The 12,456-nt window shown below is 72.9% G+C and carries 13 protein-coding genes and 1 tRNA gene; 4 read left to right on the top strand and 10 right to left on the bottom strand.

Annotation, left to right across the window (positions count from 1 at the left end; all coding sequences use genetic code 11):
• Window positions 1–80: 80 nt before the first annotated feature.
• The 6 genes from groL to ACFWEJ_RS20550 all read right to left on the bottom strand — a co-directional run bounded on the left by groL (window position 81) and on the right by ACFWEJ_RS20550 (window position 5,889).
• A complete protein-coding gene (groL, locus tag ACFWEJ_RS20525; RefSeq protein ID WP_377231045.1) occupies window positions 81–1,709 on the bottom strand; it encodes a chaperonin GroEL in 1,629 nt (542 codons plus the stop codon).
• Window positions 1,710–1,913: 204 nt separating this feature from the next.
• Entirely contained in the window at window positions 1,914–3,434 is a 1,521-nt protein-coding gene (locus ACFWEJ_RS20530; RefSeq protein WP_377231046.1) for a phytoene desaturase family protein, read from the bottom strand.
• Between the two features lie 228 nt (window positions 3,435–3,662).
• The gene (locus ACFWEJ_RS20535; protein WP_020017272.1) at window positions 3,663–3,866 is read right to left on the bottom strand and encodes a cold-shock protein; all 204 of its coding nucleotides are present in this window, start codon (window positions 3,864–3,866) and stop codon (window positions 3,663–3,665) included.
• 204 nt (window positions 3,867–4,070) lie between these two features.
• On the bottom strand, window positions 4,071–4,724 hold the full coding sequence (locus ACFWEJ_RS20540; RefSeq protein ID WP_377231047.1) for a LytR C-terminal domain-containing protein: 654 nt from the start codon (window positions 4,722–4,724) through the stop codon (window positions 4,071–4,073).
• A gap of 42 nt (window positions 4,725–4,766) precedes the next feature.
• Complete coding sequence (locus tag ACFWEJ_RS20545; protein ID WP_377231055.1) at window positions 4,767–5,063, bottom strand: DUF3263 domain-containing protein; 297 nt, start codon at window positions 5,061–5,063, stop codon at window positions 4,767–4,769.
• 109 nt (window positions 5,064–5,172) lie between these two features.
• A complete protein-coding gene (locus ACFWEJ_RS20550) occupies window positions 5,173–5,889 on the bottom strand; it encodes a uracil-DNA glycosylase (RefSeq protein ID WP_377231056.1) in 717 nt (238 codons plus the stop codon).
• A 100-nt stretch (window positions 5,890–5,989) separates the two neighbouring features.
• On the opposite strand from ACFWEJ_RS20550, the gene ACFWEJ_RS20555 reads away from it, so the two are divergent.
• The 3 genes from ACFWEJ_RS20555 (at window position 5,990) to ACFWEJ_RS20565 (ending at window position 9,093) form a co-directional block, all read left to right on the top strand.
• Window positions 5,990–6,841 (top strand): SGNH/GDSL hydrolase family protein, encoded by an 852-nt coding sequence (locus ACFWEJ_RS20555; RefSeq protein ID WP_377231048.1) that lies wholly within the window; start codon window positions 5,990–5,992, stop codon window positions 6,839–6,841.
• A gap of 133 nt (window positions 6,842–6,974) precedes the next feature.
• Entirely contained in the window at window positions 6,975–8,510 is a 1,536-nt protein-coding gene (locus ACFWEJ_RS20560) for an MFS transporter (protein ID WP_377231049.1), read from the top strand.
• 34 nt (window positions 8,511–8,544) lie between these two features.
• Window positions 8,545–9,093 (top strand): TetR/AcrR family transcriptional regulator, encoded by a 549-nt coding sequence (locus tag ACFWEJ_RS20565; protein WP_377231050.1) that lies wholly within the window; start codon window positions 8,545–8,547, stop codon window positions 9,091–9,093.
• A gap of 14 nt (window positions 9,094–9,107) precedes the next feature.
• Here the strand turns inward: ACFWEJ_RS20565 and ACFWEJ_RS20570 are convergent, their stop codons facing one another.
• The 3 genes from ACFWEJ_RS20570 to ACFWEJ_RS20580 are packed head-to-tail and all read right to left on the bottom strand — an operon-like array spanning window position 9,108 to window position 10,947.
• Window positions 9,108–9,470: a hypothetical protein gene (locus ACFWEJ_RS20570; protein WP_377231051.1), complete on the bottom strand. Its 363-nt coding sequence runs from the start codon at window positions 9,468–9,470 to the stop codon at window positions 9,108–9,110.
• Window positions 9,471–9,500: 30 nt separating this feature from the next.
• The gene (locus ACFWEJ_RS20575; RefSeq protein ID WP_377231052.1) at window positions 9,501–10,259 is read right to left on the bottom strand and encodes a phosphotransferase family protein; all 759 of its coding nucleotides are present in this window, start codon (window positions 10,257–10,259) and stop codon (window positions 9,501–9,503) included.
• 4 nt (window positions 10,260–10,263) lie between these two features.
• Window positions 10,264–10,947 carry a FadR/GntR family transcriptional regulator gene (locus ACFWEJ_RS20580; protein WP_377231053.1) on the bottom strand — a complete coding sequence of 228 codons (684 nt, stop codon included), beginning with the start codon at window positions 10,945–10,947 and terminating at the stop codon, window positions 10,264–10,266.
• 48 nt (window positions 10,948–10,995) lie between these two features.
• Here ACFWEJ_RS20580 and ACFWEJ_RS20585 point away from each other — a divergent pair, with 48 nt between their 5' ends.
• Entirely contained in the window at window positions 10,996–12,225 is a 1,230-nt protein-coding gene (locus tag ACFWEJ_RS20585; protein WP_377231054.1) for a CynX/NimT family MFS transporter, read from the top strand.
• Window positions 12,226–12,267: 42 nt separating this feature from the next.
• On the opposite strand, the gene ACFWEJ_RS20590 is transcribed toward ACFWEJ_RS20585, so the two are convergent.
• Window positions 12,268–12,343, bottom strand: a tRNA-Thr gene (locus ACFWEJ_RS20590).
• Between the last annotated feature and the right edge of the window lie 113 nt (window positions 12,344–12,456).

Genomic DNA, 12,456 nt, shown 5'->3' on the forward strand with positions numbered 1-12,456 from the left:
CGGTCACCCTCCGCGTGAGAGGTTGACCGGCCGGCGTCGGACGGGTGCGCGGGCCGAGGCCCGAGCGGGTCAGGCCGGACTCAGAAGTCCATGCCGCCCATGCCACCGGTCGGGTCGCCGGCGGGGGCCCCGACGGGCTCCGGCTTGTCGGCGACGACGGCCTCGGTGGTGAGGAACAGCGCGGCGATCGACGCGGCGTTCTGCAGCGCCGAGCGGGTCACCTTGACCGGGTCGTTGACGCCCGCGGCGAGCAGGTCCTCGTACACGCCGGTCGCGGCGTTCAGGCCCTGGCCGGAGGGAAGGTTGCGCACCTTCTCCGCCACGACGCCGCCCTCGAGGCCGGCGTTCACGGCGATCTGCTTCAGCGGGGCGTCGATCGCGGCACGCACGATCGCAGCACCGGTCGCCTCGTCACCCTCGAGCTCGAGCTTGGCGAACGCGACGGCGCCGGCCTGGATGAGGGCCACGCCACCACCGGCGACGATGCCCTCCTCGACGGCAGCCTTCGCGTTGCGGACGGCGTCCTCGATGCGGTGCTTGCGCTCCTTGAGCTCCACCTCGGTGGCCGCGCCGGCCTTGATGACGGCCACGCCGCCGGCCAGCTTGGCGAGGCGCTCCTGCAGCTTCTCGCGGTCGTAGTCCGAGTCGGACTTGTCGATCTCGCTGCGGATCTGGTTCACGCGACCGGCGATGAGGTCGGCGTCGCCGGCACCCTCGACGATCGTGGTCTCGTCCTTGGTGACGACGACCTTGCGCGCCTGGCCCAGCTCCTCGAGCGTGGCGTTCTCCAGCTTGAGGCCCACCGTCTCGGTGATGACCTGGCCGCCGGTCAGGATCGCGATGTCCTGCAGCATGGCCTTGCGGCGGTCGCCGAAGCCCGGGGCCTTGACGGCGACGGACTTGAAGGTGCCACGGATCTTGTTCAGCACCAGGGTCGCCAGGGCCTCGCCCTCGACGTCCTCGGCGATGATGAGGAGCGACTTGCCCGACTTCATGACCTGGTCGAGCAGCGGCAGCATGTCCTTGACGTTCGAGATCTTCGACTCGACGATCAGGACGTACGGGTCCTCGAGCACGGCCTCCTGGCGCTCGGGGTCCGTCTCGAAGTAGCGGGCCAGGAAGCCCTTGTCGAAGCGCATGCCCTCGGTGAGCTCGAGCTCGAGGCCGAAGGTGTTCGACTCCTCGACGGTGATGACGCCTTCCTTGCCCACCTTGTCGAGGGCCTCGGCGATGAGCTCGCCGATCGCCGGGTCGCCGGCCGAGATCGCGGCCGTGGCGGCGATCTCTTCCTTCGTCTCGATCTCCTTGGCGGCGTTCAGCAGCTGCTCGGTGACGGCCTCGGTGGCCTTCTCGATGCCGCGCTTGACGGCGATCGGGTTGGCACCGGCGGCAACGACACGCAGGCCCTCCTTCACGAGCGCCTGGGCGAGCACGGTGGCGGTGGTGGTGCCGTCACCCGCGACGTCGTCCGTCTTCTTGGCGACCTCCTTGACGAGCTCCGCGCCGATCCGCTCGTAGGGGTCCTCGAGCTCGATCTCCTTGGCGATGGAGACACCGTCGTTGGTGATCGTGGGGGCGCCCCACTTCTTGTCCAGAACGACGTTGCGACCCTTCGGGCCGAGCGTGACCTTCACCGTGTCGGCGAGCTGGTTGAGCCCGCGCTCCATGCTCCGACGAGCAACCTCGTCGAAAGCGATGATCTTGGCCATGGGGATGAATCCTCCGCTGGTGGCTTGTCCAGGCCGGCCGGTGCCCGCGACGGACGGCAACCGCCTCGACGACCATGTCTCGCCGCGGCAGGAGGCCTCACCATTCGACCCTGCTGTCACTCTCCAACGGAGAGTGCTAAGACATTATTGGCACTCGGACCTTGAGAGTGCAAGGCGCGTACACCGCGAGCGAACGCGGCGCACCTACCCCGGCGCGAGCCCCTGCACGTGGCGGAGGTCGAACTCCCGCACCAGCGCCCGGCGTGCGGCGTGCCACCCGCCCATGCCGTGCACGCCCGGGCCGGGCGGGGTCGACGCCGAGCAGAGGTACACCCCCTCGGCGACCTGGTACGGGTCGGGGGCGAGGGTCGGCCGCGCGACCATCTGCCACATGCTCGCGGCGCCCGCGGAGATGTCGCCGCCCGGGTAGTTCTGGTTGTGGCGCTGCATCTGGTCGGCGGGGATGCACCGCGCGCCGACGACGACGTCGCGGAAGCCCGGCGCGAAGCGCTCGATCTGCCGTGTGACCGCCTCGGTGACGTCGTGCGGCGAGCCGGCGGGCACGTGGGCGTAGGTCCACAGCGGCCGCCTGGCGCCCCGCACCCGGCCGGGGTCGGCGACGCCCGGGTCGCTGAGCAGCACCATCGGGTGGTCGGGATGCACCCCGTGCGCGACGGCGTCCTCCGCGATCACCATCTCCCCGCGCGACCCGCCCACGTGCACGGTCGACGCACGCCCGACGTCGGGCGCCGCCCAGGGGACCGGGCCCGACAGGACGAAGTCGACCTTGGCGGCCGCGTTGCCGTACCGGAACCTGCGCAGGGCTGCGCGGCGCGGCGCCCGGATCCGCTCCCCCAGGACCTGCAGCACGGTGGTCGGCGTGGTATCGAAGAACACGGCGCGGGCGGGCGGGAGGTCGTGCCAGGCGTCGACCGGGCGGCCCGTCTCGACGGTGCCGCCGTGCGCCCGGAGGTCACGGACCAGGGCGTCGGTGATGGCCTGCGAACCGCCCACCGGCACGGCCCATCCGCCGTCGGCGTGCGCGAGGGCCGCGAGGAGCAGGGCCGTACCCGCCCCCGCGTACGACGGGAGCGGCGTGATGGCGTGCGCCGCGACGCCGGTGAGCAGGGCCTTCGCCTCCTCGGTGAGGAACCGCCGCTCCCAGCGCGGGCCGCCCTGCTCGAGGAGCGCCGCGCCGAACCGCAGGCCCGGCCGGACGAGGGAGGCCAGGCCCCAGGTCTCCGACGCGTGCGCGCCGTGGTCGCGCACGCCCTCCAGCATGCCGCGCACGGTCCGCTTGTCCCCCAGCGCGAGCGCGGTCACCTGTCGCCAGCTCTCGGCGAGGGGGCCGATCAGGTCGCGCCAGGCGTCGCCGTCGACCCCGAGGCCGTCGGCGGTCCGGGCCAGGTCGCGCCACGCGATGCCCGCGCGGTCGCCGGCGAGTGGCTGGGCGTAGGCGACCTCGGGCGCGACGAGCTCGACGCCGTGCGCCGGCAGGTCGAAGGCCCGGAAGAACGGCGAGGCCCAGGCCATGGGGTGCACGGCGGAGCAGAGGTCGAAGAGCAGGTCGTCGTCGAGCTCGGGAACGGGGAGCGTGCGCGCGCCGCCGCCGATCGTCGGCTGTGCCTCCAGCACACGGACGCCCAGGCCCGCGCGGGCGAGCGTCACCGCGGCCGCCAGGCCGTTCGGCCCGGAGCCCACCACCACTGCGTCGAGGAGCGTCACGCACCCCATCGAATCACGGGTGCTCGCCGGGCAGGGGGCGCCAGGCGGGAACCAGAGCGAGCAGCCGCGGTACGGGGCGGCTGCTCGGTGGCGTCGGGCATCGTCGTCCGACAGGGTGCGATACCGGTCGTCGTCGACCGTCCAGTGCGGACGCCGGGGTCTGGGTCCCAGCATCCTCGGGGGGTGGCGGGCGACGGGTGGGCAGTTCCCACCCGTCGTCCCATCGAGTCAGACCGGACGAACCTGCTCTGCCTGCGGACCCTTCTGTCCCTGCCCCACCTCGTACTCGACTTCCTGTCCCTCGTCGAGGGACCGGTAGCCATCGCTCTGGATCGCACTGTAGTGAACGAAAAGGTCCTGGCCGCCGGCGGTCGGGGTGATGAAGCCATACCCCTTCTCGGCGTTGAACCACTTGACGGTGCCCTGGGCCATGCGTAGTTCTCCTTGTACCTCTGCACGGGCCATGCGGTCGACCCGTGGTGGTTCGAGCCTAGTGGTCCGTCTCACACCAGGGAACCCTCTATGCCCGGTATGCGGCATTAAGCGCATGGCGAACGCCCAGGTCAGAGGGCTGCAATCCGCCGCTTGTCAAGGAATATCAACATGGTGGTACCGCCTGGTAAACCCAACCGAAGGTCAGCCCATCGTCGAGGGACGGGTCACGACGGCGACCCAGACAGCCTCGGGCGAGCCCGTCACCGCTGCCGACTCGACCATGTTGGCCTCCGGGATACCGAGCAGCGCCGCGACGTAGGCGGCCGTCTGCGCACGGTCGGCGGCATAGAGAACGGTGTTCTCCGTGTAGGTCGCGCCGTCCGGGGTCTGCGGCTCCTCGCGCAGCGCCGCGCCGGCCACGTCCTGACCCACCAGGTACTCGGCGGTCTGACCGGCGAGACCCTGCTCCTGGCCGACGTTGTACACGGCCACCTGGGCGGTCAGGTCTGCGTCGGCCTTGAGCGCCGCCGGGTCGGCAGCGCCGCCGGTCTCCGCGGACGGCTCACCGCTGGGCTCGCCCGACGGTTCACCCGACGTCGAGGCCGAGGGGGACGGCGAGACGGGCACCGAGGCCGAGGTCGAGGGGTCGCCGGAAGCGTCCGCCGGCTCGTCACCCCCGCCGGAGAGCAGTGTGATGCCGCCCCACGCCACGGCGGCGCAGACTACGGCGACCAGCAGGAACGGCCAGGCCGAGCTCCAACCGCTGCGCGGTGCACGGTGCACACCCACCGGTGCGCCCCCGGGGACAGCGACGTCGAACTCGTCGGGCGGGTAGGGGTAGCCACTCTTCGTCACGGCAGAGAGAGTAGCGGGTTGTTGTGACGGATCGGTGCCTTCTCAGTGGTTCTCATCCGCCAGACGACGTGTAGATCGTGCTCGCTGCCGGGTCGAGCGGAGCCTGCGCAGGCGCTTGACCAGCATCGGGTCGTGCTCCAGGGCGGCCGGGGAGTCGATGAGCGTATTGAGAACCTGGTAATACCGCGTGGCCGTCAGACCGAACAGCTCACGCGCCGCCTCCTCCTTGGCGCCGGCGTACTTCCACCACTGGCGCTCGAACGCGAGGATCTCGCGGTCCCGGTCGGAGAGCCCCTTCTCCGCGCCCGCGACGGCGGGGGCCTCGACGTGGGCGACCAGCGTCTCGCCGGTCCCCCCGAGTGTTGGAGGAACTGTCCTGTCGTTCACCTGAGTCCTTTTCACGTTGTCTGCACGCCGGGAGTCCGCCGGCGCCAAGGGCGGCCGGTCGTTACGGCAGGCGCCAGTCGACGGGCTGGGCGCCCTGCTGCTCCAGGAGCGCGTTGGCCCGCGAGAACGGCTTGGACCCGAAGAAGCCGCTGCGCGCCGACAGCGGCGACGGGTGCGCGCTCTCGACCACGGGGACGTCGCCCAGCCACGCCTTGAGGTTGCGCGCCTTCGCGCCCCACAGGATCGCCACGAGGGGCCCGCCACGGGCCACCAGCGCGCGGATGGCGGCCTCGGTGACCTCTTCCCAGCCCTTGCCGGCGTGCGAGTCGGAGGAACCGGGGCGGCAGGTCAGCGTCCTGTTGAGCAGCATGACTCCCTGGTCGGCCCAGGGCCGGAGGTCACCGTTCGACGGGAGCGGCAGGCCGAGGTCCTCCTGCAGCTCCTTGTAGATGTTGACCAGCGAGCGCGGGACCGGCCGCACGTCCGGCTGCACCGAGAAGGACAGGCCCATGGCGTGCCCCGGCGTCGGGTACGGGTCCTGGCCCACGATCAGCACGCGCACGTCCGCGAGCGGGCGCTTGAACGCGGCGAGCACGTTCTCCCCCGCCGGGACGTAGGTGCGCCCCTCGGCGACCTCGGCTCGGAGGAAGTCGCCCATCGCATGGATGCGGGGCTCGACGTCGGCCAGCGCCTCGGCCCAGTCCGGCGCGATGACCTGCGACAACGGGGGCCGGCCAGCGGCATCGGCGGCGTCGGCAGGGGGTGTCGGGTTCACGATGGTCTCCACGCTCAGGAGGTTACCGGGACCCACTGACAGCGACCGTCTGTGCTGCCCGACACACCCACTTGTGACGACTCTTCACCGCGTTGGCGCAACAATGAGGACCGTGAGCGCGACGACCCCAGAACCGGAAGGCCCCTCCACGACCCCCACTGCGACCGCCCCCGTCCGCTGGGCGCGGTACATCGCCATGGGCGACTCCTTCTCGGAAGGGCTGTGGGACCCCTATCCCGACGCCCCGGACGTGCAGCGCGGCTGGGCGGACAACCTCGCCGCCGCGCTCTCGGCCCGCCGCATCGCGGCCGGCGAGGCGCCGCTGGAGTACGCGAACCTCGCGATCCGGGGCCGCAAGCTGCGCCCGATCGTCGCCGAGCAGCTCGGGGTCACCCTCGACGCCCAGCCGGACCTCGTCTCCCTGGTCGCGGGCGGCAACGACATCCTGCGCGCCACGGCGGACATCGACGCGATCTCGGCCGCCCTGGAGGACGCTGTCGCTAAGCTCCGCGCCACCGGCGCCGACGTGCTGATGGGCACCGGCTTCAAGGCGGGCGCCGCGCTGAGCTGGACCAACGGCCGCGTGGGCATCTTCAACGCGAACGTCTGGTCCATCGCCCGACGCCACGGCGCGCACGTGGTGGACCTGTGGGGCATGCGTGCCCTGGCCGACCTGCGCCTCTGGTCCTCCGACCGCATCCACCTCACCCCCGAGGGGCACCAGCGCGTGGCGAACGCCGCGCTGGTCGCGCTCGACCTCGAGCCGGACGACGCCGCCTACGACGTGCCGCTCGACGCCGCCCCGCCCGCGGCCTTCCGCGAGACGGCGCGCGCCAACGCCGCCTGGATGCGCCAGCACGTGGGCCCGTGGGTCAAGCGGCGCCTGACTGGCACCTCCAGCGGCGACGGACGCACCGCGAAGTGGCCGACGCCGGGGGCCTGGCCGCGCGCGTAGTTCACCCGCTCGGCCCTACACTTGCGAGGGTGAATCTCAGAGGCTCCCCGGTGCTCGCACCGGGGAGCCTCTGCCGTCTTCACACCCCACCCTGGCCGCGTAACTTAACCTTCTAGATGGTACATTTACAACCATGACGATGAGCCCTCCGCTGAGTGCGGGCACGTCCCGGCTGAGCACCGGACGGCGCTGGACCCTTCTGGTCACGGTCGGCACCGGTCTGCTGCTGATCACGCTGGACAACTCGATCCTGTACACGGCGCTGCCGACCCTCACGCGCGAGCTCGACGCGAGCTGGAGCGAGAGCCTGTGGATCATCAACGCCTATCCGCTGGTGATGACCGGGCTCCTGCTCGGATCGGGCACGCTGGGCGACCGGTTCGGGCACCGGCGGATGTTCGTGTCCGGCCTGGTCGTGTTCGGGCTCGCCTCCTTCCTGGCCGCGACCGCGCCCACGCCCGAGGTGCTGATCGCCGCGCGCGGGCTGCTCGCCGTCGGCGCCGCGGCGATGATGCCGGCCACGCTGGCCCTGATCCGGGTGGCCTTCGTCAACGAGCGCGAGCGCAACGTCGCCATCAGCGTGTGGGGCAGCCTGTCCGTCGTCGGCGGCGCCCTCGGGCCGATCGTCGGCGGCGTGCTGCTGGAGCACTTCGCCTGGGGCTCGATCTTCCTGATCAACGTGCCGGTGGTCCTGCTGGCCGTGATCGTCGGGCTCGCCGTCGCGCCGGAGGACGACCCGCACCCCGCGACCCGGTGGGACTTCGTCTCGTCCGTCCAGGCCCTGGTCACGCTGGTCGGGCTCGTGGTCCTCATCAAGGAGGTCGCCCGCGCCGACCGGTCCGGGACCGTCGTCCTCGGCGCGGCCGCCGTGACCGTCGTGGGCTGGTGGGTCTTCGTCCGCCGGCAGCGGCGGCTGCCGTTCCCACTGCTCGACCTGTCGATCTTCCGCAACGCCGCGTTCTCGTCCGGGGTGCTGGCGGCGGCGATCGCCATGTTCGCCATGGGCGGCCTGCAGCTCGCCACGACGCAGCGGTTCCAGCTCGTGGCCGGGTTCACCCCGCTGGAGTCCGGGCTCCTGGTGGCCGCGATCGCCCTCGGCTCGCTGCCGTCCTCGCTCCTCGCCGGGGCGTTCCTCCACGTGGTGGGCCTGCGGGTACTGATCGGCGGCGGCCTGGCCGTGGGTGCCGTCGGCGTGGCGGGGACGCTGTACGGCGTGCAGCACGGGACCGAGTGGATGCTGCTCGCCGGCCTGCTCGTGACGGGCCTGGGGCTGGGGGCGGTGATGTCGGTGGCCTCCACGGCGATCATCGGGAACGTGCCCGCCCGCCGGGCCGGCATGGGCTCCTCCGTGGAGGAGGTCTCCTACGAGTTCGGCAGCCTGGCCGCCGTTGCCCTGCTCGGCTCGCTGCTGACCACCATCTACACCGCGACGGTCCGCCTGCCCGACGGCGCCCCCGTCGAGGCGGGCCGGTCGATGTCCGACGCCCTGACCGCCCCGGGCACCGGCCCCGAGGTGCTCGCCGCCGCGTCCCAGGCGTTCGGGAACAGCTACTTCGCGGTCATGGTGATCTGCGCCGCGGTCCTGGCGCTCGGCGCTATCGTCACCACAGTGCTGCTCCGCGCCTACGGGCCGGGATCGGCATCCTCCGCCTACGGTTCGGGTCACTGAACCGCTCCGACCGCGACGCCCCGCAGGAGACCCCGTGCGACCGAGCAACCGCGACCGCATCCTCGAATCCGCCGTGCGCCTGGTCCAGCGCGAGGGCGTCACGGCCGTGACGTTCGACTCCGTGGCGGCCGAGGCAGAGCTGACGCGCGGCGGGATCATGTACCACTTCCCCTCCCGCGAGGGGCTGCTCGTCGCCATCCACGAGCACCTGGCCGCGCGCTGGGAGGCCACGCTGGAGGCCGACGCCGGCCGCCCGGCCGACCAGCTCACCCCCGACGAGCGGCTGGCCGCCTACATCCGCGTGAGCGCCCAGGCCGCGACCAGGGCGGAGCTGCAGCTCATGCTGGAGGCCGCCACGCGTCCGGAGTGGGCGGGCCCGTGGAGCGTGGTGCTGGAGCGGTGGGCGCCCGTGCCCGACGACGCGGAGGCCGACCCTGCCTCGATGTCCCTGCTGGTGGCCCGCCTCGCCGCCGACGGGCTGTGGATGTTCGAGTCGCTCGCCTACCGGTCGATGCCCGAGACCCAGCGCCGCGCCGTCGCGGAGCACCTCGTGCGTGCCGTGGCGGGGGCTCCCGGGGCCTGAGCGGGGCCCGGCGCCTACCGCGAGAAGGCGGGGAACACGGGTGCTCGTGACGCCGCAGCCGCGGGCCAGCGCCGCGTCAGCGCCTCGCCGAGCGACCCGAGCCACCCGGTGAGCGGCGCCAGACCTCCGGCACGCTCCGTCAGGCGCGCGCAGGTCCCGACCTGGTGCACGATCTGCCCTCGACGCCGCCGAGCGTCCGCCCGCGCCTGATCCGGCCGGGCGATCAGCGGCAGCCGGACGAGCCTGCCGAGCAGCGCGACGACGGCCCCGTCGGCGAGCACCTGGTCGTGGTCGGCGGCCGGCAGGTCCGCGCCGGCCGCAGTCAGCGCCGCACGGTACGCCGCGTCGGCGGACTCGACGGCTTCGGGCGGCAGCACGCCCCACGGGCTGCTGTGGTGCGGGAACGGTTAGTGCAGGAAGCACGCGTCGATCCCGGTGTGCCCGATGCGGGATCCCTCGAAGTCGATCAGCCGGGCGCCGTCGTCGGTGATCAGCACGTTGGTCGGGTTCAGGTCCAGGTGCACGAGCGCCGTGTGCGGCCCGCGCGCGGCCACCCGGCCGAGCAGGTGCAGCACCGCCGCCCGAGCCGGCCTCCCTGCGGGCAGCCGGAGATCCGCGCACTGCCGCTCGACGCGCTCCCAGTGGTCCGCGCCGAGGTCGTAGAGCGCCCCGCTCGTCACGTCGGACGAGAACGCGTCGAGGAGGTCCCGGTGCTCGGCGTCGCTACCGGTCGTGGTCGCATGCAGGCGCCCGACGGCGGTCGCCATGGCGACGAGGGCGGCCGTCGCGGCGGGCGGGTCGTCGCCCAGAAGGTGGTCCTGGAGGGTCGGCCAGGTGCCGAGGTCCTCCTGGAGCAGGAACCCCGCGCCGTCGTCGACGTGCAGCAGCCGCGGGGCGACGCCGCTGCGTGCCGCCGTCCGCAACCCGGCCGCCTCGCGCCGCAGGTAGGGCGGGCCGCCGTGGCCCTCCCCCGACACCCGGAGGTGCTTGACGATCACGGACGCCCCGACTCCCAGCAGGTCACGGTCGAGCCGGAGGCGCGTGACCGGGGCCCAGTCGTGACCCACGTGCTGCTCGTGGAGGACCGCGACGGCGCCGCCCGCGACCCAGGACAGGGCGGCGGTCACCGCCGCACGTCGGGCCTCGGTCAGGGGGTGTGCGGGCACCCGCTCAGGAGCTCTCGACGCGGGCCAGGAGCTCGTCCAGGAAACCGCAGGCCTCGGCGACGGCCCGGTCCGGATCCCGCCGCGCGATGGCGTCGGCCAGATCCTCGTGGCCGATCTCGGGCGCGTGCTCCGCGCCGGGCGTGATCGTCGACGTCGCGGCGACGCTTGCCGTGATGACCTCCGTCAGCCCCCGGTACAGCTCCGTCAGCAGCCCGTTGTGCCCGGCCCGGACGACCGCCGAGTGGAACTCGGCGTCCGTGCGCGCGAAGTCCTCCCAGCGGCCCTCGGCCAGCTCGGTCGCGCGGCGGGCGAGCAGGGCGCGCAGCTCGGCGACCTCCTCCTCGGTCCGCTCGGTGGCGGCGAGCCGGGCGCCCTCGACCTCGAGGGTGCGCCGCACCTGCAGCACCTCCCGGAGCTCCGAACCGGCAAGCCGGCGGATCGCACCGGAGACCTCACTCGTGGCGCGCACGTACGTGCCGTCACCCTGACGGACCTCCAGCAGGCCCGTGTGCGCGAGCGCGCGCACGGCCTCACGGACGGTGTTGCGGCCGACGCCGAGCTGCTCGCCGAGCTCGGGTTCGGTGGGGATGCGTTCGCCGACGGGCCATTCGCCCTCGCGGACCGCGGTCCGCAGCTGCTCGATGACCTGGTCGACGAGGCCGGCCCGGTGGGTGGTGGCCAAAGGCACAGCGGATTCCTTTCATCCAATCATCCTACGTATGCCAGAGTAGCGGTCATGCGCGTCGACCACCATGAATCCGCCCTGGGACCCGAGCTGAACGGCGCCGTGGAGACCCGGACGCCGGGTGTGGTCGCCGCCGGCGCGCTGCTCGCGGTCGCCGTGGTGCTGGTCGCCCTCAACCTGCGCCCGGCCATCACCGGCGTCGGCCCGATGCTCGAGGAGATGCGCGTCGACCTGGGTGTCCCCGCGGTCTGGGCGGGCGTGCTCACGACGCTGCCGACGCTGTGCTTCGCCGGCGCGGGCCTCGTGGCCCCCCTGCTCGCCCGCCGGGCCGGCATCGGCGCCGCCATCTCGATCGCGCTGACCACGCTAGCCGCCGGCCTCGTGCTGCGCGTGCTCGACGGCCCGGCCGTGGTGCTCGGCGGCACGCTGGTCGCCACCGCCGGGATCGCGCTGGTCAACGTGCTGATCCCGGTCGTCATCAAGGACTCCTTCCCGGCGCGCATCGGCGTCATGACCGGTGTCTACACGGCGGCCCTGCAGGGCGGCGGCGCGCTCGGGTCGGCGGTGACGCCGCAGCTCGGTGACGCGTTCGGCGGCTGGCGGCCGGCGCTGGGCGCCTGGACAGTACTGGCCGTCGTCGCGCTGCTGGTGTGGCTCCTCGCGGCCCGCGGCACCGGCCGGACGCCGCGGCGCGCCGGGACCGTCGACGGCGGCCGCTCGCTGCTGCGCAACCGCCTGGCCTGGATCGTCACGGGGTTCTTCGGCCTCCAGGCCTTCTACGCCTACGCGGCCATGGGCTGGTTCCCGCAGGTGCTGATGGACGCCGGCGTGCCGCGCTCCGAGGCCGGGCTGCTGATGGGCCTCGTATCGCTGGTCGCCGTGCCGATCAGCCTGTTCGTCGCCCCGCTGGCCGCGCGCGGGCGCGGGCAGGGCGGGTGGATCATCACGCTCAGCGTGCTGGGCGTCGCCGGGACGGCCGGGCTGATGCTGGCCCCGGCCTGGGCGCCGCTGCTGTGGAGCCTCCTGGCGGGCCTCGGGATGAGCGTGTTCTCCCTCGCCCTGACCGTCATCGCGCTGCGCGCGCGGACCGGCGCCGACACCGCGCGACTGTCCGGGATGGCGCAGGGCTTCGGGTACCTCTTCGCCGCGCTCGGGCCGTTCCTGTTCGGCCTGCTGCACGACGTCACGAGCGGCTGGGCGGTGCCGCTGGCGATGCTCCTGGCGGTGCTGCTGGCCCAGATGGTCATCGGCGCACTCGCCGGACGGCGCCGGTTCGTCTGATCCCGGACAAAAAGGCCCGGGATCGTTGAGATCCCGGGCCTCTGGAGCCGCCTGTCGGGTTCGAACCGACGACCTTCCGCTTACAAGGCGGGAGCTCTACCAGCTGAGCTAAGGCGGCGGGCGGGGAACAGCCTAACGGTTCCTCCCGCCGGTGTCCGAGTCGAATCCGCGCGCGTCGCCGGGACGTCGCGGGGACACAGAGCGGCGGGGCCCCGGACCGCAGTCCGGGAC

The organism is Promicromonospora sp. NPDC060204, from assembly GCF_042728455.1.
Taxonomy (GTDB): Bacteria; Actinomycetota; Actinomycetes; order Actinomycetales; family Cellulomonadaceae; genus Promicromonospora.

Bases quoted from the DNA above. Each gene is read 5' to 3' on its own strand.
- ACFWEJ_RS20585 (WP_377231054.1), top strand. From the start codon at position 10,996: ATGCGCGTCGACCACCATGAATCCGCCCTGGGACCCGAGCTGAACGGC.
- ACFWEJ_RS20535 (WP_020017272.1), bottom strand. From the start codon at position 3,866: ATGGCCCAGGGCACCGTCAAGTGGTTCAACGCCGAGAAGGGGTATGGC.
- groL (WP_377231045.1), bottom strand. From the start codon at position 1,709: ATGGCCAAGATCATCGCTTTCGACGAGGTTGCTCGTCGGAGCATGGAG.
- ACFWEJ_RS20555 (WP_377231048.1), top strand. From the start codon at position 5,990: ATGAGGACCGTGAGCGCGACGACCCCAGAACCGGAAGGCCCCTCCACG.
- ACFWEJ_RS20560 (WP_377231049.1), top strand. From the start codon at position 6,975: ATGACGATGAGCCCTCCGCTGAGTGCGGGCACGTCCCGGCTGAGCACC.